Below are 24,864 nucleotides of genomic sequence, written 5' to 3'. Positions count from 1 at the left end.
TTCAGGACTGTGGGCCCATCTCACGCAGGCCCGCGGCGACTTTCTCGACACCGTCGACGAGCCTGATGGACGGGTTCATCTCGGCTCCGTGGAGAGAGATGTAGCGCTTGTCCTGTACGGCCTGCATGGTGTTGGTGACCGGGTCCGATTCCAGGAACGCGATCTTGTCGGCGAGGAGGTCGCCGGGGAAGCGCGCACGAAGCAGATCGCCGAGCACGAGCACGGACGGGCTGCGGTCGACCATCGTCTCCCAACCGACGGCCGGCCAGTCGTCGTCCAGGTCGGAGTAGACGTTGGTGGCGCCGACCGTCGTTGCGATCAGGTTGGCGGAGCCGAGTCCGCCGGCGACGTAGGGACTCTTGGTGTCGGCGAACCAGAACGCCATGGTCTCACCGGTCTCGGCCAGTTCGGCGGTCGCGGCGGTCATGCGGTCCTGCAGTTCGGTGACCAGGGCGGCGCCGCGGTCCTGCACGTCGAAGATCTCGGCGAGCTCGGTGATCTCCTGGTAGAGCGCGTCGACTGTCAACGGGTTGGTTCTGGTGTTGCCGCCGTTGATGCTGAGGCCGTTGTCGCAGTCCGTCGGCGACAGGTAGGTCTGGGCGCCGGTCTCGGCGAAGCGGGCACGCTCGGCGACGCCGCCTTCCTTGAAGTGACGGCCGAACGACGCGGTGACGAAGTCGGGGTCGGCGTCGAGCACCACCTCGTAGGTGGGTGCGTTGTCGGCGAGACGGGGCACGTCGGAGTTCGCCGCTTCGAGGTTCTCTCGCACCGGGTCGGTCCACGATGCGGTGCCGAGCATGCGGTCCTGCAGCCCGAGAGACAACAGGATCTCGGTCGAATTCTGATCCAACGACGCCACACGCTGCGGGGGAGCGTCGACGGTGACGGACTCGCCGCAGTTGTCGAGGACGAGTGGGTAAGCCGTGTCGCCGTTGCCGCCGACGGCATCGGAATCGGTCACGGCCTCGGACTCACCGCACGCGGTGAGAAGTCCAGCGACGACGGCCATGGCGCCGACGCGCCTGAGCAATGCACTCACGATGAACACTTTCTGGGACGGCACAATGCGTGAGTGAACACGGCATGTCTGCGCGATCCACTCGCGCAGAACGTACGAGGCGACGAACGCGGATAGGCTAACCTATGCCGATCCCCGAAGTCATATCGTGGTCGGACTACTGAACGAGCGAGGGGATTGATCGTGGCGGCGGGCGTCGACGGCCGACATTCGAGATGGCGCTGGTCGTTCATCACCGAGTTGGCGCGGGCAACCCCCACGATCCGGCTTCTCGTGCTGACCCAGATGACGTTCAACATCGGGTTCTTCATGGTGCTGCCGTACCTGTCGGTGCACTTGACGTCCGACCTGGGGCTCGGTGCGGCGGTGGTCGGTGTGGTCCTCGGCGTCCGCACGTTCTCGCAGCAGGGACTGTTCTTCATCGGCGGGACTCTCGCCGATCGATGGGGTATCAAGCCTGTCGTCCTCGTCGGATGCGGCATCCGGGTGCTCGGATTCCTCGGCATGGCGGTAGCAGGTTCTCTGGCCGGTGTGGTCGCGGCGACGGTGGCCATCGGCTTCGCAGCCGCATTGTTCTCGCCTGCCGTCGAGTCCGCGATCGCCATCGAGGCGGGAAGAAGCGAGCGCGACGACGGGCCCAGCCGGGTCGAGACCTTCGCGCTGCTGTCGGTGTGCAATCAGATCGGCTCGTTCACCGGCCCGCTGATCGGATCGGTACTGCTGGTCGTCGACTTCCGCGTTGCCTGCACGGTCGCTGCCGTGATCTTCGTCGGCGTGATCGGAGCACATCTGAGATGGTTGCCGAACGAACCGGGCGAGCACCGAGGCGAGTCGTGGCTCTCCGGGTGGAACGACGTGGTGCGCAACAAGACTTTCGTGTTGTTCGCGGTCGCGATGAGCAGCCAACTGGTCGCATACAACCAGCTGTATCTGCTGCTGCCCCTGGAGGTCGAACGGGCGTGGGGATCTCAGGCAGTGCTGGGGTGGTTCTTCGCGATCTCCGCGGTGTTCGTGGTGTCCTCGCAGATGGGCATCACCCGTATGGTCGGCGCACGATCACCCCGGGTCACGTTGCCGGCCGGATTGGCAGTCATGGCACTGTCGTTCGTGGTCGTGGCACTGACGACTCCCCTCGGGCTCAGCGGGTTCGTCGGGCTGCTCCCGGCGGCAGGTTTCGTCGCCCTGCTCGCACTCGGGCAGATGATCGCCATGCCGCAGGCCCGTGACATCGTGCCGCGCTTGGCCGGTGAGCGCAGGCTGGGTGCCTACTACGGCTTCATGGCATCCCTCGGAGGCATCGGCGTTCTGATCGGTTCGGTCGCCATCGGGGCAGTCATCGACGCTGCTCCATCGACGGGGTGGGGATCGAGCACGCCGTGGCTCGTGGCCGCCGCCTTCCCCCTCGCCAGCGTCCTCGGTATCCGCCTCGTGCTGAGGAGCCTCCCTTGAGGGCTCGGGGCCGGGCCTGATGCTCCATTGTTCGGTGCTGACGGGCAGATCCGGGCATATGAGGCCACAGAATGGAGCGTCAGGCACCCCTGGTAAGCCGGAATCCGAATCGGTACGCGATGATCCCTGCGACAGCCCCGAGCGCCGCACCTGTCAGAGGGGCGAACCAGACGGCCCGTCGCAGGAACAGCCCCGATCGAACCCGGAACGAGATGTCCTGCGAGGTCTCGGAGGCGTGGCTCATCTGCACTCCCCGCAGCGGTTCGTACACACCGTTGTACTCGACCTCGGAGGCGAAGTATGCCTGCTGAACGAACTCGAGAACCGCAGGGAGAAGACCGACAACAGCACCGGTGAGGCTCAGCAGCAGCACGAGTGAACGCACGGTGCGTATCGTAACGAGTCGTGTCGGACGAGGCGTACGGACGGGTGACCAATCCAGAGCGGTTCGCGCCGCTGGTGACTGCGGCGAAAGAATTTGCGGACGATGTGGCGACACGGTTCGACGTCGATGTCACTCGTGTGGCCGGTGACGCGGGTTCGCAGGTGGTCGAGGCCGTTCACTTCGTACCAGCGCAGGACGATCAGGCGCCGTTGATCGTCTCGTTCACGTCGTTTCCCGGAGTGCTTCTCGATGTGGGTGCATCACAGCGAATTGCGTTGCCCGCGTGCGGGTGCGATGCGTGCGAAGAGGATGTCGAGAATCTGATCGGCCACCTGAACAGGTACCTCTCCGCTCTCGTCTCGGGGCAGTTTTACGAGCGCATTGTCGATTCGATGGTCGAGCACGTGTGGGAAGGCGGTAATTGGCGCAATTCGGGTCGTGGCCCGATTCCCGAGTTACGTGTCGCGATGCCCGAGGATGGGCGATGGAAGCGGTGGTCTCCGAAGTGACCGGTCAGAAGTCCTGCTCGAATCGGTACCAGTCGCCGCTCCAGTCGTAGAAGTCGATGGCCTCGTCGTACAGCGGCCGGCCCGGCGCCGGGGGACCGTCGGGGAGGTAGCCGAAGCCGATGGAATCGCCCAGTCCGCTGTCGACGAAGACAAGGCACCCCGTCCCCAGTGGGCGGACGGCCACCACGGTGTAGACGCCGATTCGTTGACCCCCGGATGCGGAACGGCATTGCGAGACAGTCTCCGTCAGCGCGTCCTCGGATATTGCGAATGCAACGGTCCGGGGCAGCGACAACGCCACTGCGCCGACGGTGAGGAGTACGAGTACGGGTGCGACGACACTCCACCCCCGTGCCCGGTACTTGGACCAGCCGATGAGGGCGAAGGCCGACCACAGCACTGCGAACACCACGAGTGGGACCACCGCGAGACCGAGGAACAGGCCATTGGGACTGGGAGGCGTGAAGGCCCACAGAACGAGGCCACACCCGAGCGCTACCAGCACCGTGGTGACGGCGGACGCCCAGTTCCACCAGGTCCGATCGGATGCAGGCATGGTCGCCGACCCTACTTGATTCCACTCCGCGCGAAGGCCATAGGCGCTGTTGGCCTCGGGTCCACATGTAGATCGACCCGCTTCGGTGCGGTGCAGGCCCCCGCTGTGGCAGGCGGCTGAACTTCGGTCGAGAGGTTCGATCTAGGGCCCGAACATTTCGAGGAACTGCTCCAGGGTGGGTACTGCGGGAGGTGCTACGACTCCCGGGGACAGGTCGATGCCGCCGAGGGCGCCGAGGACGTCGTCGGTCTGTGCTGCGGCCGAGCCGTAAGTGTTGGCCGCGACCGAGAAACCGTCACCGATGGATGCGGAGGCGACGACGCTGGATGCGTCGTCGGCCCAGCCCCATTTGGTTCCGGTCACGTCGGCGAGCTCGCCTGTGCCCCAGTCCTGCTGGGTGCCGTCGGTGGCGACGGGGCTCGACGAGTTCATCCATCCCAGGATCGGGCTCGCCGGGTCGGTTCTTTTCTTCGCTTCCAGGAAGCGGACGGTATCCGCGGTGCTGGTGTAGGAACTACCCCAGAAACCTCCGCGGGAGGTCGACGGCAATCCGAATTCGGCGGCGGTGGCGTCGATCGCGTTCGGGTACTTGGAGTCCAGTGCGGACGCGGCGCCGTCGTCGCTGGATTGGATCATCCGTGCCGCGAGATCGCGGTCGCCGGCCGACCCGTCTCCGTGGCGTAGTGCGTAGTCCGCCAGGTACAGCTTGACCGTGGACAAGCCCGGTCGGGCGTCGTTCTCGTTGGCGGTTCCCACGCGCAGACCGCTGGGCGAATGCTCGAAGGAGATCGAGGTCCGAGCGGGTACGTCGGCGAAGTTCTCGGGACCGGGGAGCGCCGACGCCGGTGCCGCGGCTGCGAGTGCGCAGGCGACGGCGGCGAGGGGTGCGAGGGACAGGTGTCGTAGCGACGGCATGCAGGGTGTTACCCCGTTGTGGAACCGGTCAATCCGGACTCAGCGAAGCGCGTCCGCGATGCGGGGGACCAGGGTGTCGATGGCGTAGGGAATGGACAGCACCGAGTTGTAGGTGATCGCGCCACGCTGATCGAGGGTGGCGGGAATGATGGCACCGTTGCGACCGGCTGTGGTGTTGGCGAACGCACGGTTCTCGGCGACGATGTCGAAGTTCTCGTCGGGTCCGAGAACGAGCATGACGTCGGCGTCGAGCATGTTCGTGTTCTCGGCCGAGAATTCGACGTAGAACGTGTCACCGGTGTCGCCGTCGAGCACGGGCTGCGGCGTCGCGAAACCGAGGGAGGTGAGGAACTGGCCACGTCCGTCACCGGGGAGGAAGCCTGCGTACACGCCGCTGTAGGACATGACGGCGACTCCGGTCTTGCCTGCGAACTCGGGATGCGCGGCTACGGTGTCGGCGAGTAGGGCGTCGGTCTCCTCGTTGAGCCGCACCCCCTCGTCCTTCATGCCCATTGCGGTGGCGATGGTCTCGGTCGCAGCGGCGCGAGGGACCGCGTACGCCGCAGTGCCAACCGGCCGCGCGACGGTGGGTGCGATCTCGCTGAGCTTGTTGTAGGTCGCCTCGTCGAACCCGGCGTTGAGGCCGAGAATCAGGTCGGGTGCGAGCTCGGCGATCTGCTCGAGATTGGGTTCCGAGTCCGACTCTATGCGGGTGAGTTCGGCGTCGCCGACTTGTTCCTGGGCCCACGGGCCGAGCCCGGTTTCGTAGAACGCGAAACCACTGTTTCCGACCGGAACCTGGCCGAGGGCGAGTACGACGTCGGCGTCGGAGACCCCGAGGGTGACGATGCGTTCCGGCGTCGAGGGCACTTCGGTGCTCCCGAAGACGTGCTCGATCGTCACAGGGAACTCGCCGGTGGGGACGGTGGAGGTCGTCTCGCTTTCCGAGCTGGAACACCCTGTCAGGACGCCTGCGAGCAGTACCGCGCCGACTATCGCTGCACCGATTCTCATCGAACTCATCCACCCGATCCGTGATTCCGCTTGTTTGGTCAGGGAACCCTAACTCAGCTTCGGGCGAGGGCGAGCTCGAGGGTCCGTGTCGTAGGTGTGTGGCACCGTGGTCGGTGTGACACTGTTCGGTATCGACGTCAGCAATCATCAGGGCAACTTCGATTTTGCCGCGGCCAAGGCCGAAGGGTTCGTGTTCGCGACGCACAAAGTCACCGAGGGGTCCGGGTATCGCGATCCGTTCTGGCCGCGGGCCGCTGCGGAGATGGCGACGCATTTTCCCGGACGGTGGGGCGGGTACGTGTTCTGTCGAACGAACACCGACCCGGCTTCCGAAGCGGAGACACTGCGCAATCACGCTGGTGGAGTTGATTTTCCGTTGCAAGTGGATTACGAGGACACGACGAACGGCGGGTCGGTGGACGATCTTCTCCGGCGGTTCGACGCCTACCGCGCGGTGGGGTTCCAGCGGTTCCTTCCGGTGTATCTTCCGCGCTGGTTCTGGGAAACGCGAATGGGCAGTGCGCCTCTGGACCGATTGCCGGTAGGGGTCTGGAACAGCGATTACGTCTCCGGGCGTGACTTCGCCTCGCGGTTGTATCCCGGGGACAACTGGGCGCCGGCGCGCGGCGCCGGCAGGTTCGGTGGCTGGGCGGACATGGGAGGCAAGCCCGTGCAGATTCTGCAGTTCTCCGAGAGTGCCTCGGTGGCCGGTCAATTCATCGACGCCAATGCTTTTCGGGGCGCCGACGCGGCGCTGGCGGAGCTGTTCAGAACACCTGCGTGAACTGGTACCACTCACCTTCGTAGTGGGAGTACTCGATGTCCGGCCGTCCGGCATAGTGCGTGTACGAGTTCGGGATTCCCAGCGGGAGGTAGGCCAGGCCCACGCCGTCGACTCGGCCACCGCCGCGTACGTACAGCATGCAGCCGCCCTGCCCTGTCGCGTCTGAATCGACCGGCATCGTGTGCCAGACGCGGTACAGGCCGACCCGTCGTTCGGCGGTGTCGACGTCGGGGCACTCCTCAGCGGTCGCCGTCAGCGCGCCCTCGGACACGGCGAAGGCGAACGACGACGGTAGGGACAACGCCACGAGGACGGCGGTGACCAGTGCGAACACCGGTGCGATTGCCGTCAGCCGTAGCCTCCGATACTTCACCCACCCGATCAGGCCCAGTAGCAGCCACATCGCGGCCACGGCGAGCGCGGCATCCTGCGCGATTGCGAAGTACAGGTAGTTACGTTCGGGCGGTACGTACGCCCACAGCACGAGCAGACACACGAGAGCGGCGAGTACCGCCACCACGATCGTCAGTCCAACCCACCACGGCGCCCCCCTGGGCCTGTCGGTCATCCACGACACTGTGCCACGTCGGCGCCGAGTTCACGCGCGTTTCGGCCGGGGCACCGTGATGGAGGCGATGAGTGCCGCGTTGGCGGGGTCGTCCCAGGCGCTGGGGGTGATGCTTCGTACCTGCCCATCGGCCACGCCTCGGTTCAGGTCGATCCGCGTCGTCGTTCCCGCCTCGAAGTCGAGCTTCAGCAACTCGTCGGTTTCGTGTACCTGCCATTCGATTCCGTGCGGGCCAAAGGCGCGATCTGCTCGGGAGAACGTCATGTCGGGCCGATCCTGCTCTGCGACATCGACTGTGCGTCGGTGGTGCTCGTCGAGGACCTGGACCTTCGTGCTCGGCCAGGTTCGGATCACCCCGTGTCGACGGTTGTGCATCATGTGCGATCCGGACGCGTCGATCAGATAGAGGGACCCGTCGACCATGGCCGAGGCCCAGGCGCCCGAGGTTGCGTAGCGGTCGATGGTCACGGAGTTCTCGTCGACGACAGTGCATCGGTGGACATCGTGTTCGGACGTGATCCAACACCCGCCGGGGACGGCGTGGAGGCGTCGGGTCCAGCGGTCGTCGGTGGGCTCGATGGTGAGCGGCAACAGAAACCGGGTGATCGCGGAAACGGCGCCTGCTGCCTCGACACGCAACAGGACGGGGTCCGACGCATGCATGACCCAGACGTTGCTGCCGTCGGCTGACACGGCTCCCGCGGCGAAAGGCGTTGGTGGTGAGAGCATATCGAGATCGAGTTCGACGAGGATTCCTGTCGTCTGCACGTGGCCGTTCTCGATGGGCTCGCGCTCCCACCAAGGATCACCCGTGGGGACGGCGTCGATCTCGTCGAGGCGCTCGGTTCCGTCGACTCCGCGCCAGCCGTTGTCGATTTTCTCGACTTGCTTGTGCACGAGGTGCATTCGCTCGATTCGGCCGTGCACCCGAGCGGGTCGGTCGATCGCCCGGTCGTCGAGGACCGCGCTGAGTATCCCGTCGAGCATCACCGACCCGTTCGTGGGGCGATCCGCCCACCACTGACCGCTCCAGCCGTCGCCGTGGACGAGGTGCAACCACCGGAGTTCTCCGTCCCGCCCTCGGGGACCGGCTCCGAAGGCGGGACGGGCTGTGGCTCTGCGTTTGTCGTCGAGCACCGAGCGGACGGGGCCCGCCGAGTGGTGCTCGAGGGCGACGTCGACAACGTCGCCCACCGATGCACGTGGGAACGACCCGTCTTGGATGACCCAGCCTGCGACGAATATACGCAGAGCCTTCGGTCGTTCGGCGGGCTCCACTCCTGGCTTGCTCATGTCAGTCCCGACGCACTAGGGGAACCGTGCGGCGAAGCGTCACGGGCGTCGGGTCACCGTGCGTGTAACCGTACACCCGCGGCTGCGTCAGCTACCGGCGACTTCCGTTGCGTCGGCCAGACCGTCGACGAGGGTCGGGAGGAAGAAGGGGATGGACAGAGCCGTCGGCCCGATCGCGGAACCGGCCTCCTGGCCGACGAATCCGGCGACGGCGCCCTTCGCGACGGCCGGAATCTGTCGCGACACGTCCGAGGTCAGGAACTCCTGCAAGGCCTGGTCGGTGTCGACCTGGGTGAACACGACGTCCGCGTCGATCTTCGAGATGTTCTCCGCCGAGACGGTGGTGGAGAACGGCGATTCACCGTTCGAGAGGGACGTCACCGATTCGGGCGTGGTGAATCCGAGATTCTCGAGCAGTTCGACGCGAGGATCCGTCGGCAGGAGCAGGTAGTAGACGTCTGCTGCCTCGGACACGTAGGCGATGGATCGACCGTCGAATTCGGGGTGCTGATCACCGGCGTCGGTGACCTGTCGATCGAGGTCGGCGACGAGTTCGCGGGCTTCGTCGGCGCGGCCCAGGACGTCCCCGGTGGTGGTGATGACGTCACGCCACGGCGTCGACCACAGTTCTTCCGGTGGCGCGACGACGGGGATGCCTGCCGCGGTCACTGCGTCGTATTCGGCCTGGGTGAGTCCGGAGTGCGGTGCCATCAGTACATCCGGATCGGTGGCGAGGAGTTGTTCGACGGGGAGTTCGTACGCGGAGTTGTCGAGCAGTTCCGGGGTCTGTCCGCCGAGGTCCTCGATGGCGTCGGACACCCACGGGTACATCAGGTCGTCGCCTCCACCGTATTCGGCCGACGGAATGGCGACGGGTACGACGCCGAGGGCGAGGACGGCGTCGGTGGTGCCGAATCCCCAGGTGGCGACGCGTTCCGGTAGTGCATCGACTGTGGTCTCGCCGTACATGTGGTCGACGGTGACCGGGAACGAACCTTCGGCTGCGGGTGTCGCGGCGTTGTCGTCCGCGGTGTCGGAGTTGCTGCACCCGGCCAGTGCGAGGGATGCGATCGCAGCGACGGTGACTGCGGTGATGTGAAGCTTCATGAGGATCCTGTACGTCGAACAATGCGGACCTTCAGGTTAGCCTTTGCTTACTCAGCGCCGTCCATCGGCCGGGGAACGTTTAGGCGGCCTCATCGTCGGGCACCGTAGTTGTATGAGCGACACAACGAAGGTCACCGTAGAACGCACCATCGAAGCTCCCGTCGACGCGGTGTTCGATGTGCTCTCCAATCCCGAGCGGCATCAGAAGATCGATGCTTCCGGCTTCATCCGCGGGGTGGATCATGCGGATCGCATCCAGAAGGTCGGTGAGGTGTTCACGATGAACATGGCCGGCGATCACATGGGCGGCGAGTACCAGACCGACAATCACGTCACCGGCTACGCCAAGGACAAGCTGCTCGCATGGACCACCGCGCCTGCGGGCACCGAGCCTCCCGGGTGGGAGTGGCTGTGGGAGTTGGAGTCTCAGGGTCCCAACGAGACGCTGGTGCGCCACACGTACGACTGGTCGAAGGTGACGGACAAGAAGCTTCTCGAGAAAGTGAAGTTCCCGTTGGTCACGGAAGATCAGTTGAACAGCACCCTGTCCCTGCTGGACGCGGAAGCGACAACCTGATCGGCGTCAGCCTGACGTAGCTACCGACTCTGCCGCGCTCACTGCCCTCGAATCGACACGGGCGGTGGGCGCGGCATTGTCGTGCGCCGCTCAGGTGGCCTGAGGCGTCGCGCTGTTCGGCGTCGCGGAGTGATCGCCGGCGATCCTGCCGGTGCGCTTGACCGCCCAGATGATCAACGCGATGGGAACGACCCAGTTGAGCAGGAGATTGCCCGGGTGGTTGTTGGTCATCTCGGTGGACGACGCCAGTGCACCGGCGATGACGTGGCAGACGGCCATCGCGAACACGACGCCCGCCCACATCGCGCTGATGGACTTGTTCTTCTCGTGGAATCGCGGGGTGCCCCAGTACTGCGGGTCCACCGAGTCGCGGGCGTACTGCTCGGTGAACGGCACCGTCACGACCGAGACGGCCATGACGGCGGCCAGCACGAACGTCGCGCCGCCGCGGCCGAAGTCGGCCAGGGCGTCGTTCAGGCCGCTGTTGCCGAGGAACCCGAGCAACGCGATGATCCCGAAGGTCACGATGCCGGCCGCGTCGATGATCTTGATGCCGCCGTTGCCCCTGGCCACGGACTTGCTGCGGCCGACGAACGCCAGCGCCAGCGAACTCACGCAGGCCAGCAGTGCGGCGATCCCGACAGCGCTCGCACCCATTCTCTCGGTAAGGATGGCGAAGAGCGCCCAAGGCGCCAGGCCGAGGATCATCATTTTGCCGTGCATGGTGGGAGCCTTTCGACAGCACTGCGTCGGACTAGCGGAATTCGATGAGATCAGCTTCCAACGATCGGCGTGGCAGATCATCGGTGTAGGCACGCACGATTCGCTGCCACTCATCCGATATGTATGAATCGACGCGTTCCGCCGAGGTCGGCGCCGCCTCGGCGTTACCGTCGTATGCATGAAGTTGCCGTCCACCGGGGCGCGCAGGTCGATCGTCGACGAGATCGACTCCGCGCTGGACCTGGCGATGAACGGCATCGGTCCGCGGACGCTGGTGGTCACCGCCGGGCCGGGCAGTGGCAAGTCGTACACGCTGCGTCGACTCGTGTCCGGCCGGGGCATCGAAACGCGGTGGGCGACGGCCGACGAGTTGTCCTGGCGTCAGCCCTATGCGGTGGCCGCGGCTCTCATCGGCGTCGCCGTGCCGACGACGGCTCCGGCCGGGTTCGACACCGAGCTCTATGCAGCGGTCGACTCGCTGTGCGCGGTTCGGCCGCAGCTGCTGGTCGTCGACGATGCGCACAACGCGGACGCGGGCAGCCTGGAAGTGTTGTCCCACCTCGCCGCGGCGGCGAAGGATCTGCCGTTGGTGGTGCTCGTCGCGCGGCGCCACCTGCCCACCCGTGAGCTGTTGACTCGGATGCTGGCCCGTCCGACCGTCCGCGAGTGGAATCTGCCGGCAATGGACGCCGCGGATCTCGAGGTGCTGGCCCACGAGGTACTCGGTGCGTGGCCGGACGCCGCGCTGTCGACGCTTCTGGCGCGGTCGGGTGGTAACCCGATGCACGCGTTGACGATGCTGACGGAGCTGCGTGCGCACGGCACCGTCGTCGTGAAGGACGGCAGGGCAACCGCGCCGAGCATGCTCGACGCGTCGGCGTCCAGCAGCTTGGAATCCGCTATTGCGGAACAGCTTTCGCTGCTCGACGCATCCTCACGTGATCTCGTTCGCAAGCTCGCGGTGTGGGGCGGGCCTGCCACACTGGCCGAGCTGGCCGACCTCGGAGACACGTCGGCCGCGGTGATGGTCGGGGCGGCGCAGACGGTGATCGACGCGGGCATGATCGACGCGTCGCCGAGCGGGGAGTTGACGTTCACGCACGACGTCTATGCCGACGTGGCGTACGACGGTCTGGCGCCGCCGCTTCGGGCGATCCTGCACACGGAGGTCGCGCGTCACCACGAGGCCGCGGGCAACCGGCAGATGGTGGCGCATCACCTGCTCGCGGCGGGCGGGGACGAGTCGGTGCTCGGTGCGGCGGTGAGCCGGGCGCAGGAGGAATTGCAGTACGTTCCCGCGGTCGCCGTCGACCTGTTGGGGACTGCGACGGCCACCGTCGCCGGGTCGTTCGAGCTGGACCTGGCGACGGCACTGGCGCGCAGCGGCCAGCTCGCCCGGTCGGCCGAGGTTGCAACGCAGGGTCTGTCGAACGCGACCGATCCCGCCGTCGTGCCGTTGCTGTACCGGACGCTGCTGTTCACCTCGATCGCGCAAGGAAAGTCGCAGCACGCGCTCGGGTTGATCTCGTCGACGCTGCAGATGCCCGTCGACGACGCCACCCGCGCGGGTCTGCTGGACACGCAGCGGTACGTCTCCCTGTTGGAGGGCATCACTCCGGTGCCAGGCGGGGAGCTGGGGGCCGTTCAGGGACCGGTCAGCGTGTTGGTCACCGAGGCTCTGCGACGGTTTCTCTCCGGTGCTGTCGACAGTGGGCTGAACCTGGCGCTCGAAGCGTCCCAGCAGGAAGGCGCGGTGGGCGCAGGGTTTCAGCTCAGTACGTCGGCGGACGTGTGGCCGCCGTTCATCGAGCTGTACGCGCACGGGCCCTTCGCGGCGGAAGCGCTGATGGACCGCGCTCAGCAGCTGCGGACCGACCGCGGTGCCGCGTGGATGACGGCGTACCAGGACTTCACCCGCGGAGGCATCGCGATGAAGAGAGGCCGTCTCGACGACGCGGCCGCGCACATCGACGCCGGGTTGGAACGTGCGGGCTCGGCGGACATGGGGTGGACGTCGATCGCGGAGGGCACCCGCGCTCAGATCGACGTGTACCGAGGCGACGTGGAGGCGGCTCTCGCGCGGTTGGATGCGTTCGAGAACTCGGGACAGCCGCATCAGTTCGGACTGCCGATCTGCGGTATGACGCGGGTGTCGTTGCTCGAGTCCGGCCGCAAGTTGTTGCCTGCGGTGGCCGCAGCCCGCAGGTATTGGGGTGGCGCCAGGGAGTTGGGGATCTACGGGTGGCTTCCGTCGTTCGCCGTCGACTGCGCTCGTCTGGCTCGGCGGACCGACGACGGTGAGTTCGCCGCGGAGATCGTCGACACCCTCGCGGAGATCTCCGATCCACTGCCCGTGGCGAGCGTCGGACCGGTCGCTCTCGCTCGGGCCCTGTGCGCGGGTGATTCGGAGTCCGTCGTCGCGCAGGCCGTTCGGAGCGCGGAGAGCGCTCGCCGGGAAGGCAACGTCATCGCCGAGGCCGCAGCCTGGGAGGAAGCAGCGTGCGAGCTCGCGGCATCGGGAGACAAGGTGACTGCGCGTGAACATGCACGGACGGCGCTGCTGATCACCCAGAACATGGGCGCCACCGCGTTGTCCTCGCGAATCGCCATGCGCCTGCGTCCGCTGGGAGTGCGGTTGGATCCGCGGACCGTCCGGGAGCGTCCGCGGACGGGGTGGGACAGCCTCACCCGGACCGAGACGACCATCGCGGACATGGTGGCGAGCGGTCGAAGCGGCCCGGAGATCGCGCAGAGCCTGTTCATCTCCCAGCGCACCGTGCAGACGCACGTCTCGCACGCGCTGGCCAAGCTGGGCCTGCGTACCCGAGTGGAACTCGCCGCCCTCGTCGCCGGCCGCCGGGAGTGACTGGCAGGGATATCTACGTGCTCTGACCGATGTTCCTCCACGGTCCCGAAGACCAGGATCGAAGCATCGCACCGACGAACGGGAGTCCCCTCATGACGAACGACACGCTCACCACCGACCCGCACCGGCCGGCGCCCGTCGACGTCGTCCACCACACCCACCTGAACGGTGTGTTCGCACCGCAGCGCGAGGAGGTGGACGTCGCCGACCTGCACGTCGTCGGCGAGATCCCGGCCGACCTGAAGGGCAGTTACCTGCGGAACGGACCCAATCCGCGTTTCGACCCGATCGGATCGTTCGTCTTTCCCCTCGACGGCGACGGGATGGTCCACCGGGTCGGCATCGCCGACGGCCGAGCGTCGTACACCAATCGGTTCGTTCGGACGCCGATGGTCGAGCTCGAAGAGCAACGGGGAGAGGCGATCTGGTCCGGCGTGATGGACGGATACACGCCGCCGGCGTCGGTCGTCGGCGATGCCCTCGCCGGCACCACGCGTCAACTGCCGGACATCAACATCGTCGATCACGCGGGCAAGCTCCTGGCGATGGCCGAAGGCGACCGGCCGTACCTGCTGGACCGTGAGAAGCTCGCGACGCTCGCGCAGGAGGATTGTGACGGCGCGATGCGGGTCGGCAGCACGGCGCACCCCAAGATCGATCCGCACACCGGGGAGATGGTCCTGTTCAACTACTCGCTGGAGGCGCCGTATCTGACGTGGTCGATCGTCGGCGCCGACGGCAGGGTGTTGCTGTCGCCGACTCCCGTCGACGGTCTCGACAAGCCCTACATGATTCACGACATGGCGTTGACGCAGAAGTACGTGGTGCTGTTCGTCAATCCGTTGGCGTTCGATCTCGCCGCCGCGATGACCGGTGGAGCGCTGCTGTCGTGGCAGCCGGACCGAGGAACCCGCATCGCGCTGATCCCCCGGGACGGTGGCGCGATTCGGTGGATCGACACGGAGGCGTTCTGGGTGTGGCACTTCGCCAACGCTTTCGACAATCCCGACGGCACCGTCACCGTCGACTACGTCGAACACCTGTTTCCCGGTGGTCTGACGAAGCCGACGGGCGTCAACAACCCGGCGTTGACGCGGGCGTTGCTGAATCCCGTCACCGGTGCGGTGAGCCGTACGCAGATCAGTGACCGGTTCGGAATCGAGTTCCCTCGTGTCGACGACAGGTTGCTGACGCTCGATCACGGCCGCATCGCCACCGTCGGAAAATCCGAGGTCGACGACGGATTCCTCGAATCACTGTTCTTCCACGACGTGCACTCCGGGCGCGACGAGGTGTGGTCTCCGGGGGTGGCGATCGGCGAACCCATCTACATTCCGGGTGAGACGCACGATTACTGGGGTGCGATCGGCACCGATCCCGAGGATCTGAAATCCCGCTTCTACATCCTGGACGCCGACAACCCGGCGGACGGGCCGCTGGCGACGATCGAGCTGCCCATCCGTGTTCCCGCGGGATTGCACGGCATTTGGGTCCAATAAGGCGCGCCGTGCCGTCATCGGGTGGAGGATCGAACCCATGAAGACGTTCGTACGGAGACTGACGGTGTGTGGGGCGGTCGCGATCGGGGCGGTTCTCGGTCCGGTTGCAGTCGCGTCCGCGGAGGTCACGGTGCCGTTTCAGATCGACCCGGCGCCGTACGGTAACACCAACGGCAGCTTCGATTCGCCCGAGGTCCGCTGCGTAGCGGTACTCGGCGAGCAACCGGGGGTCGCCAGGGTCACCAGCCCGGCCGACGGCAGGCCTGGGTGCTATCAGGTCGCCGACGTGCGCTGGGTGAACCTCTCCACCGGGGCGTCAGGTGCGGCCCGCATGTCCGACGGTCTGGGCGGCGCGCCGCGCGAGGCGGTACTGCGGACCGGGCCGGGGCAGGTCGCTCTGGTCGCCGTTTCCTCTTACATTACGACGGTTCCCGGGTTCGCCACCTTTTACGTTCCGTAGTTCGACTGTCGAACTAGCCCGTCGACTCGTCGTCGCGCGGAGGGTGTGGCACGTTCTCGTCGTCGACGTGTGCGCCCACGGCAGTGTTCTCGTCCGCCGGGTGGTCGCGGGGGCCGTCGTTGGTGCCGTGGGATTCCACTGCGGCGTCGGCGTCGCTGGGCATCGTCATGAGATCTCCTGGGGTTCGAAGCTGGGTCGAGGAGAGTGTGCCCGTTTCGGCGGAAACTACACAGGACTTGCGGGAGCTGTTCAGGTACCCGGCCGGATGCCAGTGTAGATACCGGGCACTCGAAAGCGAAGGGGCGGTTCGTCGTACTCCTCGAGGGCGTGCGCGGTCCACCCGGCGATACGGGCGAACGCGAACAGTGCCTCCGGGGTGTCGGGCCGGAGATCGAAGGCGCACGTGAAGGTGGCGAGCGCGAAATCGGAGTTGGGGAACGTGTCGAACCGATCGCGCATCTCGTCGATCACGATGTCCGCGGCTGCCATCACGGCGGCGTTCGCGCCGCTCGCCGGGTCGCGGAGCAGCCGAAGCAATTCCTGGGCGCGAGGGTCCCGGTCGGTGTAGATCACGTGGCCGAACCCGGGGACTCGCTCGCCGGATCGAAGATGCTGTGCCAGAGCCGAAATCGGGTCGACGCGCGCAGACGTAATGAACCGGTAGGCAGGCTCGGCCGCGGATCCGTGCAGTGGACCGTCGATGCACCCCAGGCCCGCGGCGACGACCGAGTAGAGGTGGGCTCGTGTACTGGCCGCGACCCGAACGGCGAGCGTCGACGCCGCCAGGCTGTGGTCGAGCATCAGCACGAGGGCGGCTCGTAGAACGGTCAGTCCGCGAGGGTCGGATGCCTCCGATCGCACTGCAGCCCACATCGACTCCGCGACGGAGGTGTCGGGCGCAGCTTCGGTGAGAGAGGCAGCGACGGTCGCCGACAGTTGGCCGGCCTCGGATACAACCGATTTCGGGCTGATGTCGACACGCATCGGACGGTGGGTCGCGGCGACGTCGACGGCGAGGCGGATACGGTCGATGAATCGGCAATCCGGCGACAGTGACGCGGCGGCATCTCGGCACTTCTGTGCCACAACGGGATCGACGTGAAACCTGCGATCCGAGTCCATTTGCCCTGTCCACACGAAGTGCGCTACCGACTCGAACGAGTAGGCGGTCAGGTCGACGGCGTTGCGGCCGCGGTAGTACAAGTGATCGTCGTCCAGCAGAGTGATCCGAGTTCTGATCCGTTCCACCGTCCCGATGTCGGTGCGGCGAGCGGTGTCTCGACCCGCGAGTGCTTCGACTTCGTCGACGTCGAAGACGCTGCCCCTGACGCCGGGGAGACGACTGCTGGTCAGCAACCCCCGGCTGACGTAGGCGTAGACGGTTTCGGGTTTGACCCCCAACCGGGCAGCGGCCTGTGCGGTGGTGAGGAGTTCTCGGCCGTCGGGGGATGGCATCTTCGCCTCTCGGTTCGGCGTGCTGAACATTGACTCGATCAACATTGACAACGATCAATGTTAACGCGGATCGTGGTGGGTGACCAGCAGAGGAGAGATGTCATGAGCGTTCTCGAGGCCCCGCGTGGGCTGCACAACGTCGTCGTCACGTCCACGTCGATCGGTGACGTCCGAGGCGACGAGGGTTTCTATCACTACCGTCAGTATTCGGCGATCGACATCGCCGAGAGCCGCACCTTCGAGGATGCGTGGTTCCTGATGGTGGAGGGTCGTCTGCCGAGCCTGTCCGAGCGAGCGGAGTTCAGCCGTACGGTCGCGCCGCTGCGGGTCCTGTCGGCGGAGGTGCGCGAGGCGGTGGCGTCGGTTGCCGCGACCGGCCCGGAGCAGCCGCTTCTGGCGCTGCGCACGGTTCTGTCCGGCCTGCCCGGTGCTGTTCCGCTGTACGAATCCACCGACGCCGACAAACGAGCGACGGCGTTGCGCCTGTGTGCGGTGACGCCCACCGTTCTGGCTGCGGTTCATCGCCTTCGGTCGGGTCAGGAGCCGATCGAACCGCGGGAGGATCTGACGACGGCGCAGAACTGGCTGTTCATGATCAGCGGCGACGTTCCGAGCGACGCTCGTGCCAGGGCCGTCGACCGGTACCTGACGGCGACCATCGATCACGGGTTCAACGCGTCGACCTTCACGGCGCGGGTGGTCGCGTCGACGGGATCGGACATCGCCTCCGCCGTGTGTGCGGCGATCGGCGCGTTCGCCGGACCGCTGCACGGAGGCGCACCGGATCGGGCGTTGGACGGGCTGGACCAGATTGCCGACCTGGCGGACGCGGATTCCTGGGCACGGTCGAAAATCACTGCGGGTGAACGCATCATGGGGTTCGGGCACCCGGTGTATCGCACCGAGGACCCCCGGTCGGTGATGCTCCGTGAGACTGCGCAGCAGCTGGGAGGTGAACTGATCGACAAAGCCGCACAGGTGGAGAAGGTGATCGCCGCGGCGCTGGCGGATCTGAAACCGGACCGGAAGCTCTACGCGAACGTCGAGTACTACGCGGGCGTGCTGATGGAGCTGTGCGGGATACCCAGGTCGATGTTCACGCCGACCTTCGCGTGCAGCCGGATCGTCGGGTGGTGCGCCAACATCGTCGAGCAGTCCGCGGACAGCAAGATCATCCGGCCCATCGCCCGGTACGACGGCCCCGAGGCACCCCAGGCGCTTCCGCCGCTGTGACCGGTTTCGGTGTCCCCGGGCCGCTGCGCCCACGTCGGATATATCTTGTGGTGGATGCGTATCGCGGTGGTGGAGGACAACGACGGAGTCGGTGAGGCGCTGGTCGAGGCGCTGACCGAAGTCGGCCACGCGCCCGTTCGGATGCGCCGGGGAGCGGATGTACTGCTCGGATACCACGACATGGACGTCGTGCTGCTGGACCTGGGGTTGCCGGACATGGACGGGCTCGAGGTGCTGCGCAAGCTCCGAACCCTCAGTGCCGTGCCGGTGGTGGTGTTGACGGCGCGGGACGACGAGCGGTCGGTGGTGCGGGCTCTCCGCGGCGGTGCCGACGATTACGTCGTGAAGCCCGCTCGGCTCGGTGAACTGCATGCGCGGCTGGAGGTCGCGGCGCGGCGTCGCAGTGCAGCGGCCGAGTCCTCGGCGGACCGGGTGGTGCTCGGCGATGTCGTGGTCGATCTCGTGGGACGCGGTGTCGAGGTCGACGGCAGAGACATCGGGCTGACGACCAAGGAGTTCGAACTGCTGGCGCACCTCGTGACGCGGCGGGGCGAAGCCGTGAGCCGCGAGCAGTTGATGGACGCCATCTGGGGTGATGCGTACGTGGCGATCTCGCGCACGCTCGACGTTCACATGACTGCGCTGCGGGCCAAGCTCGGGCGCCCCGGGGCGATCGTCACCATCCGCGGCTTCGGTTACCGCTGGGACACCTGACGTGCGACGCCGGGTGCTGGTCGTGCTGATGATCTACTCCATCGTCGTCGTGCTCGCGCTTGCGGTGCCTCTGGCGGTGTTGGTGGGGCGGGAACGTGTGCAGAGGTTCGGCGAGAACCGCGCCGCGGCAGCGACGTTCTTCGCGGAGTTGTCCTCGCGGGAGGACGAGTCCGGGGTGCCGAGGTTGCGAGAGTCCGTGCAGCGCTACCACTCTCTGTACGGCGAGGGCCTCGCCATCGTCGACCGGGGCGGTGTGGTGCGTGCGTCGGCGGGTATCGACGTCGACCGGCCGGATGTGCAAGAGGCCGTGTCGGGAGCGTTACGTAACCAACGCGGCGACGTCCCTTCGAGTTTGACGCCGTGGGCTCAGTCCGAGGTGTTGGTCGCGGCTCCCGTCGGCGGTGGAACCCAGGTGGACGGTGCGGTGGTGATCGATGCGTCGACCGATGCGGCGCGTAGAGACGTGGCGGTGGCGTGGGTGGTCATCGGCGCCGGTGCGCTGCTGATCCTGGTGTCCGTGGCAGTGATCGCTGCTGCGTTGTCGCGCTGGGTGGTTCGGCCGTTGACGGCGTTGTCGTCGCGGGTGCAGTCGTTCGGTGACAAGTTCCACGCCGAGCTGCCGGCGGAGGAGACGTCGAGGCCCGAGTCGACCGAGTACGTCGGGCCGCCGGAAGTGCGTGAGCTGTCCGGTGCGTTCGACGCCATGGCCGACGACGTGGAGGCGGCTACCGCGGCTCAGCGTCGGCTGGTCGCGGACACTGCCCATGCGTTGCGTAATCCGTTGGCTGCACTGCGTATTCGGCTGGACGTGCTGGGTATGAGGGTGCCGGAGTCGGCGTCCGAGGCGCACCTGAAGACGACTCTGGAGGTGGATCGGCTGAGCATCGTCGTCGAGGATCTTCTGGTCCTCGCGGCTGCGGAGACGCCGGCCGGCGCGCGGACGACGGGGTGTGACGCCCGGGCGGCGATACTGAGCCGCGTCGAATTCTGGTCGACCACACTGACTGTCGCGGGGATGTCTTACTCGCTCGCCGTCGCGGACGACGTGCCCCGCGCGGCGTTGCCGGAGGACGACATGATCAGGATTCTCGATGCGCTGCTGAGCAACGTCACGAAGTACGCGGGCGCGGGTTCGTCTGTCGAGATCGGGTGCCGGGAGAGCGACGGTCACGTGCTGGTGTGGGTGGCGGACTCGGGTGGGGGAGTACCCACGAGCGAGCTGCCGAAGGTGGTCGACCGGTTCTATCGGGCGCCGGGGGTCGGCGGTGAGGGCACCGGGCTCGGCTTGTCGATCGTCCACGCCTTGACCGAGCGAGCAGGAGGGTCCTTGCAGGTCAGCGCGGGTGTGCCATCGGGTCTGCGCGTCGAGCTGGCAGTACCGGCGGTCCTTTCCTAAGAGAGTGTTAGGAAATCGGAAACGGTTTTGTCGGAGGCTGTGCCTGGGGTCACAGTAGGGGCACGACGGTTGCCGCACAGCTCGCGGCGACCAGCACGAGCCCCCTGTGGAAGGACTGCCCATGGCCAACGAGGCCACCTCGACCGCTGACTCACCGCGGTCCGCCCCCGTTTCGTCTCCCGCGGCGACTCGGCGTGCGGTGTTCAACACGCTCCGCGGGTCGTCGGGCAACCTCGTCGAGTGGTACGACGTGTACGTCTACACCGTCTTCGCGACGTACTTCGAGAATCAGTTCTTCGATTCGGCGGACAAGAACTCGACCGTCTACGTGTACGCGATCTTCGCCGTCACGTTCCTGATGCGTCCGGTGGGGTCGTGGTTCTTCGGCCGCTACGCCGACCGCAACGGCCGACGTGCTGCGCTGACGTTCAGCGTCTCGATGATGGCCGCGTGCTCGCTGGTCATCGCGCTGACGCCGGGACGCGAGAGCATCGGTGTGTGGGCCGCGGTCATCCTGATCCTGTGCCGTCTGGTGCAGGGCTTCGCGACCGGCGGCGAGTACGGCGCGTCGGCGACGTACATGTCCGAGGCCGCCACGCGGGAGCGTCGGGGATTCTTCTCGTCGTTCCAGTACGTCACCCTCGTCGGTGGACACGTGCTCGCACAGGTGACGCTGCTGATCATGCAGGCGTTCCTGGACCGGGGGCAGATCGAGGAGTTCGGTTGGCGCATCGCCTTCTTCATCGGCGGTGTCGCTGCGGTGGTGGTGTTCTGGCTGCGTCGCAGCATGGACGAATCGTTGACGAAGGATCAGCTCGCGGCCGTGCGCAGTGGTGCCGATCGGGCGTCGGGATCGATGAAGGAGCTGGTGCTGAATCATTGGCGGCCGTTGCTGGTGTGCTTCATGGTCACGATCGGCGGCACCATCGCGTTCTACACGTACAGCGTCAACGCTCCGTCGATGATCAAGACGGCGTACGAGGACCGCGGCATGACCGGGACGTGGATCAACCTCTTCGGCCTGATCTTCCTGATGTTGCTGCAGCCGATCGGCGGAATGATCAGCGACAAGGTCGGTCGCAAGCCGCTGCTCGTGTTCTTCGGTATCGGCGGTGTCCTGTACACCTACGTGCTCATCACGTACCTGCCGTCCGCGACGTCGGTGGTGGAGTCGCTCGCGCTGGTGTGCGTGGGTTACGTCATCCTGACCGGCTACACCTCCATCAACGCGATCGTGAAGGCGGAGCTGTTCCCGTCGCACGTGCGTGCCTTGGGCGTCGGCCTCGGGTATGCGTTGGCGAACTCGGCGTTCGGTGGCACGGCGCCGCTGATCTACCAGGCTGCGAAGAACGGTGGCCACGTCTCGTGGTTCATCCTCTACGTGACGGTGGTGATCGCGGTGTCGCTGGTGGTCTACATCTTCGTTCTGCGGAACAAGTCCGAGACGGTTCTTGACCGCGAACAGGGTCGCGCCTTCCAGTGAGCGACCTCGCCTTAAGGTGAGAACCATGGTCAAGCCCGCAGTGCTGCTCTCGCGAAGAGCAGTTCTGCGGGCTGCCGGCGTTCTCGCCGTCGGTGCGGCGACAGGGGCCTCGGTGTCGTGCTCGTCGGAGCCGTCCCCTCGGGTGCGTCTCGCGGCCGGTGAGATCGGCGGCTTCTTCTGGGAGTTCGGCGGACTGCTCGCCGACGCGGCCGCGGGCGCCGGAGCAGCCGACATCGTCCCGCTGACGACGGAGGGTTCCGTCGACAATCTCGATGCGCTGCAGTCCGGGCGGGCCGAGTTGGCGATGACGCTCGCGGACGCGGCGTACGACCATCCGGGCCGGGATCTGACGGCGGTGGGCTGCGTGTACGAGAACTACTTCCAGATCGCCGTGCGTGCCGATTCCGGGATCGAGTCCGTCGCCGACCTGCGCGGACGGTCGGTCAGCATCGGCGCTCCCGGCTCCGGCGCGACGCTGGTGTCGCGCCGGGTGCTCGATGCAGCGGGGCTGCCCGACGTTGTTCGCGAGGTGCAGATGTCGATGAACGCGGCGGCCGATGCGTTGTACGCCGGCGACGTCGACGCGGTGATGTGGGCGGGTGGGTTGCCGACGCCTGCGTTCGCCGATCCGCCGGTGCCGGTGCGGTTACTCGATCTGGGCGGGGTGGTCGCGGGTCTGAGGAGTGAATTCGGGACGGCGTACGAGGCGGTGCCGGTGCCGGCGGGTGTGTACGGCGAGCACCCCGAGGTCACGACGGTGGGCATCCCGAATCTGCTGCTGGTCCGCCCGGATGTGCCGGACGAGACGGTCGCAGCGTTGGTGAGCGTGCTGCTGGACAGGTCGTCGGCGTTGGTTCCTCGCCAGGCGATCGGCAGTCAGTTCCTCGACGCCCGGTCTCTCGTCATGACCGGCACGATCCCTCTCCATCCGGGAGCCGAGGCGGAGTACCGCCGCAGGCACGGGTGAAGGAGAGCAAGTGCTCCCCGGGAGTGAGTGGGGTCCGCATGGTGACCCTGTGCCCGAGGACGGTTGACCTGGAAGGCGCAGTTACATCCGGGTTGTTGGGTGGTCAGGCCTCGACGGCGGTGCCGCAGATGCTGCACTGTTCGAGTTGTCGGCGGCTCCACCTCGCGATGGGGATGAAGAACACCGTGAACTGTGTGTACGTCCGGATCCGCGACCACTGCGTGGTGTTGTTGCACCGAGGGCACGTTCGGGTCTGGCCTGCGCCGAGGTGTTTTTGCTTGCTGCCGTAACCGAAGAGGAAGAACACCTGGCCAGCCTAGCGATTTCTGCGCGGACGCCGCGGTGCTTGCCCAACACCTCTGGCACCCAGCCCCTGCCCGGGTGGTCCGGGGCGGCTGGGTGCCGTGGCCAACTTGACCGGTCAGGCAGCGGGGCGTCGTTGTCGGTGGAAGCTGGGTATCGGTTTTCGTTCGGGGTCGATGGCGGCGGGTGGGATGACGCGGGGGTGGCCGTCGGCGCCGATGTCGATGTCCCAGCCGTGATTGTGAACGAGGCGGTGGCAGTCGCCGCAGATCAGGACCAGATTGGTGAGGTCGGTCGGCCCGCCGTCTTCCCAGAAGACGATGTGGTGCACTTGGCACCACTGCGCGGGGAGGCCGCATCGGACGCAGCATCTGTCGCGGACGGCCACGGCTGCGCGTTGCTCAGGAGTGGCGAGCCGGACTTCCTTCCCCATCGAGAGGGGAACGTCGTTGTTGTCCAAAATGATTGGCTTGAGGTTCGCGTCGCAGGCGAGCAGGCGCGCGAGGCTGCGACTCAAGGGGCCCGTCCATTCGAGCTGGAAAGGCCAGTCCGGGTCGCCCATCTTCGGCGACCTGTGTGTGGCGCCGGAAGTGACTGTTCCACTTGTGGTGTCCGGCGATGCCGAGCGGGCTCTGTCGGCGAGAAGGTCACTGAGGTTCACGGTGACGTTGACCGTCGCCGGTGGTGTTCCCGGCCCGGCGGAGCGCGTGCCGCCGCCGACGAGGTCGAGGAGCCGCGACAACCCGTCGGCCTGACGCCTCGATGCACTGCGGGGATCGCGGGTGCCGTCGGGTGCCGGTTGTGGCCGCGAGAGCGGGGACAGTGCTGACCGGAGCTTCTCGCCGAGAACCTTGTCCACATCCCCCTTGAAGCCAAGGCGTCCGTTGGCCAGGAGGAACAGCTCGAGCTTGTTGAGCGCAGTGTTCTCCGATACCGGTTGTGGCGGAGGGTTCTTCAACACATCGGCATCAGGATCAGGATCGGGATCGTCGTCAGGATCGTCGTCGGGCAGGGGCTGTCCTTGCTCTTCGGCTTCGCGCTCTTTCTGTTTGCGTGCTTCTTGTCGTCCGAGTGCGCTGTCGTATCGGGCGCGGGCGTCGTCGATGACTGCGTGCATCAACACCTGAGCGCGCTGCTTGACCTGGTGGGCTGTGCCGTCCATGGCGGTCGCGAGCAGGTCTGCGACCGCTGCGGCCAGGCTTTCCTCGGAGAGCGTGGAGTCCGCGCCGCTGATGTTGGTGTAGCCGTCGTGGATTTCCTTGACGTGGTCGACGAAGATGTCGCTGGTGGCGAGAGCCTCGGCAACCGAAGGCCATCGGCTGAGCCAGTTGGCAGTGACGAACTGCCGGGTCGAGTTGGCGAGGGTGACACGGGTACCCGAGGCGATGTAATGCTGTGGCGTCGAATGCCCTGTCTTCAGGTTCAGGCCACGGCGGGCGAACTCGTCGAGCAGAACGTATTTACGTGCGGCAGTCTGATTCTGGGCGTGGGTGAGCTCGGTGATGGCGGCGATGACGTCTCGGTCCGAGAGTTCCGCTGCGGTGCTCGAGTCCCCCAACTTCTGCATGCGGGGAAAGGTACCGCGACCCA

At 66.4% G+C, this 24,864-nt stretch carries 25 protein-coding genes; 12 read left to right on the top strand and 13 right to left on the bottom strand.

The features are described 5' to 3' along the window. Position 1 precedes the first annotated feature (1 nt). Positions 2-1,063, bottom strand: a complete 1,062-nt coding sequence (locus CH289_RS06030) for an ABC transporter substrate-binding protein (protein WP_094727564.1) — start codon at positions 1,061-1,063, stop codon at positions 2-4. Between the two features lie 138 nt (positions 1,064-1,201). On the opposite strand from CH289_RS06030, the gene CH289_RS06025 reads away from it, so the two are divergent. Further along, positions 1,202-2,467, top strand: a complete 1,266-nt coding sequence (locus CH289_RS06025) for an MDR family MFS transporter (RefSeq protein ID WP_256977057.1) — start codon at positions 1,202-1,204, stop codon at positions 2,465-2,467. A 79-nt stretch (positions 2,468-2,546) separates the two neighbouring features. On the opposite strand, the gene CH289_RS06020 is transcribed toward CH289_RS06025, so the two are convergent. Then, entirely contained in the window at positions 2,547-2,852 is a 306-nt protein-coding gene (locus tag CH289_RS06020) for a hypothetical protein (RefSeq protein WP_037184273.1), read from the bottom strand. A gap of 20 nt (positions 2,853-2,872) precedes the next feature. Here CH289_RS06020 and CH289_RS06015 point away from each other — a divergent pair, with 20 nt between their 5' ends. Next, complete coding sequence (locus tag CH289_RS06015) at positions 2,873-3,361, top strand: DUF6226 family protein (RefSeq protein WP_037158741.1); 489 nt, start codon at positions 2,873-2,875, stop codon at positions 3,359-3,361. Positions 3,362-3,365: 4 nt separating this feature from the next. Here CH289_RS06015 and CH289_RS06010 read toward each other — a convergent pair whose 3' ends face one another. From CH289_RS06010 to CH289_RS06000, 3 genes are all read right to left on the bottom strand, one after another. Further along, positions 3,366-3,917 carry a hypothetical protein gene (locus tag CH289_RS06010; protein ID WP_094713882.1) on the bottom strand — a complete coding sequence of 184 codons (552 nt, stop codon included), beginning with the start codon at positions 3,915-3,917 and terminating at the stop codon, positions 3,366-3,368. A 141-nt stretch (positions 3,918-4,058) separates the two neighbouring features. Further along, the gene (locus CH289_RS06005; protein ID WP_020110566.1) at positions 4,059-4,832 is read right to left on the bottom strand and encodes a serine hydrolase; all 774 of its coding nucleotides are present in this window, start codon (positions 4,830-4,832) and stop codon (positions 4,059-4,061) included. 39 nt (positions 4,833-4,871) lie between these two features. Beyond that, a complete protein-coding gene (locus CH289_RS06000; RefSeq protein WP_094727562.1) occupies positions 4,872-5,855 on the bottom strand; it encodes an ABC transporter substrate-binding protein in 984 nt (327 codons plus the stop codon). A gap of 106 nt (positions 5,856-5,961) precedes the next feature. On the opposite strand from CH289_RS06000, the gene CH289_RS05995 reads away from it, so the two are divergent. Further along, positions 5,962-6,630: a glycoside hydrolase family 25 protein gene (locus CH289_RS05995; RefSeq protein WP_256977056.1), complete on the top strand. Its 669-nt coding sequence runs from the start codon at positions 5,962-5,964 to the stop codon at positions 6,628-6,630. Here the strand turns inward: CH289_RS05995 and CH289_RS05990 are convergent. The 3 genes from CH289_RS05990 to CH289_RS05980 form a co-directional block, all read right to left on the bottom strand. Then, positions 6,614-7,198, bottom strand: coding sequence for a phage holin family protein (locus CH289_RS05990; protein ID WP_256977055.1), 585 nt, complete (start codon positions 7,196-7,198; stop codon positions 6,614-6,616). The genes CH289_RS05995 and CH289_RS05990 overlap by 17 nt on opposite strands. 30 nt (positions 7,199-7,228) lie before the next feature. Then, positions 7,229-8,491 (bottom strand): hypothetical protein, encoded by a 1,263-nt coding sequence (locus CH289_RS05985; RefSeq protein ID WP_256977054.1) that lies wholly within the window; start codon positions 8,489-8,491, stop codon positions 7,229-7,231. Positions 8,492-8,578: 87 nt separating this feature from the next. Next, entirely contained in the window at positions 8,579-9,598 is a 1,020-nt protein-coding gene (locus tag CH289_RS05980) for an ABC transporter substrate-binding protein (RefSeq protein ID WP_094727558.1), read from the bottom strand. A gap of 112 nt (positions 9,599-9,710) precedes the next feature. On the opposite strand from CH289_RS05980, the gene CH289_RS05975 reads away from it, so the two are divergent. Next, positions 9,711-10,175, top strand: coding sequence for an SRPBCC domain-containing protein (locus CH289_RS05975; RefSeq protein ID WP_020110572.1), 465 nt, complete (start codon positions 9,711-9,713; stop codon positions 10,173-10,175). 90 nt (positions 10,176-10,265) lie between these two features. Here CH289_RS05975 and CH289_RS05970 read toward each other — a convergent pair whose 3' ends face one another. After that, positions 10,266-10,898 carry a hypothetical protein gene (locus CH289_RS05970; protein WP_094727557.1) on the bottom strand — a complete coding sequence of 211 codons (633 nt, stop codon included), beginning with the start codon at positions 10,896-10,898 and terminating at the stop codon, positions 10,266-10,268. Between the two features lie 178 nt (positions 10,899-11,076). Between CH289_RS05970 and CH289_RS05965 the strand changes: the two genes are divergently transcribed. From CH289_RS05965 to CH289_RS05955, 3 genes are all read left to right on the top strand, one after another. Continuing rightward, positions 11,077-13,764, top strand: coding sequence for an ATP-binding protein (locus CH289_RS05965; RefSeq protein WP_094727556.1), 2,688 nt, complete (start codon positions 11,077-11,079; stop codon positions 13,762-13,764). A gap of 92 nt (positions 13,765-13,856) precedes the next feature. Next, positions 13,857-15,263: a carotenoid oxygenase family protein gene (locus tag CH289_RS05960; protein ID WP_019665700.1), complete on the top strand. Its 1,407-nt coding sequence runs from the start codon at positions 13,857-13,859 to the stop codon at positions 15,261-15,263. A 37-nt stretch (positions 15,264-15,300) separates the two neighbouring features. After that, positions 15,301-15,723 (top strand): hypothetical protein, encoded by a 423-nt coding sequence (locus CH289_RS05955; RefSeq protein ID WP_094727555.1) that lies wholly within the window; start codon positions 15,301-15,303, stop codon positions 15,721-15,723. A gap of 13 nt (positions 15,724-15,736) precedes the next feature. Here the strand turns inward: CH289_RS05955 and CH289_RS28195 are convergent, their stop codons facing one another. Together CH289_RS28195 and CH289_RS05950 are read right to left on the bottom strand one after the other, a co-directional pair. Further along, positions 15,737-15,892, bottom strand: a complete 156-nt coding sequence (locus CH289_RS28195) for a hypothetical protein (RefSeq protein ID WP_167336912.1) — start codon at positions 15,890-15,892, stop codon at positions 15,737-15,739. Positions 15,893-15,972: 80 nt separating this feature from the next. Then, complete coding sequence (locus CH289_RS05950) at positions 15,973-17,178, bottom strand: citrate synthase (RefSeq protein ID WP_256977053.1); 1,206 nt, start codon at positions 17,176-17,178, stop codon at positions 15,973-15,975. A gap of 102 nt (positions 17,179-17,280) precedes the next feature. Here CH289_RS05950 and CH289_RS05945 point away from each other — a divergent pair, with 102 nt between their 5' ends. From CH289_RS05945 to CH289_RS05925, 5 genes are all read left to right on the top strand, one after another. After that, on the top strand, positions 17,281-18,411 hold the full coding sequence (locus CH289_RS05945; protein ID WP_094727553.1) for a citrate/2-methylcitrate synthase: 1,131 nt from the start codon (positions 17,281-17,283) through the stop codon (positions 18,409-18,411). Positions 18,412-18,465: 54 nt separating this feature from the next. Further along, positions 18,466-19,125: a response regulator transcription factor gene (locus tag CH289_RS05940; RefSeq protein ID WP_019665705.1), complete on the top strand. Its 660-nt coding sequence runs from the start codon at positions 18,466-18,468 to the stop codon at positions 19,123-19,125. Positions 19,126-19,138: 13 nt separating this feature from the next. After that, positions 19,139-20,521: a sensor histidine kinase gene (locus tag CH289_RS05935; RefSeq protein ID WP_020110579.1), complete on the top strand. Its 1,383-nt coding sequence runs from the start codon at positions 19,139-19,141 to the stop codon at positions 20,519-20,521. A 121-nt stretch (positions 20,522-20,642) separates the two neighbouring features. Continuing rightward, complete coding sequence (locus tag CH289_RS05930; protein WP_020110580.1) at positions 20,643-22,004, top strand: MFS transporter; 1,362 nt, start codon at positions 20,643-20,645, stop codon at positions 22,002-22,004. A 25-nt stretch (positions 22,005-22,029) separates the two neighbouring features. Further along, a complete protein-coding gene (locus tag CH289_RS05925; RefSeq protein ID WP_020110581.1) occupies positions 22,030-22,971 on the top strand; it encodes a TAXI family TRAP transporter solute-binding subunit in 942 nt (313 codons plus the stop codon). Between the two features lie 103 nt (positions 22,972-23,074). Here CH289_RS05925 and CH289_RS05920 read toward each other — a convergent pair whose 3' ends face one another. Then, a complete protein-coding gene (locus CH289_RS05920) occupies positions 23,075-23,278 on the bottom strand; it encodes a zinc-ribbon domain-containing protein (RefSeq protein WP_020110582.1) in 204 nt (67 codons plus the stop codon). Positions 23,279-23,392: 114 nt separating this feature from the next. Then, on the bottom strand, positions 23,393-24,841 hold the full coding sequence (locus tag CH289_RS05915; protein WP_020110583.1) for an HNH endonuclease signature motif containing protein: 1,449 nt from the start codon (positions 24,839-24,841) through the stop codon (positions 23,393-23,395). Between the last annotated feature and the right edge of the window lie 23 nt (positions 24,842-24,864).

The organism is Rhodococcus sp. RS1C4 (assembly GCF_002258225.1).
GTDB classification, from domain to species: domain Bacteria; phylum Actinomycetota; class Actinomycetes; order Mycobacteriales; family Mycobacteriaceae; genus Rhodococcoides; species Rhodococcoides fascians_E.
The sequence above is the reverse complement of the archived record's forward strand: the minus strand, read 5'-3'. Positions and strand labels throughout refer to the sequence as shown.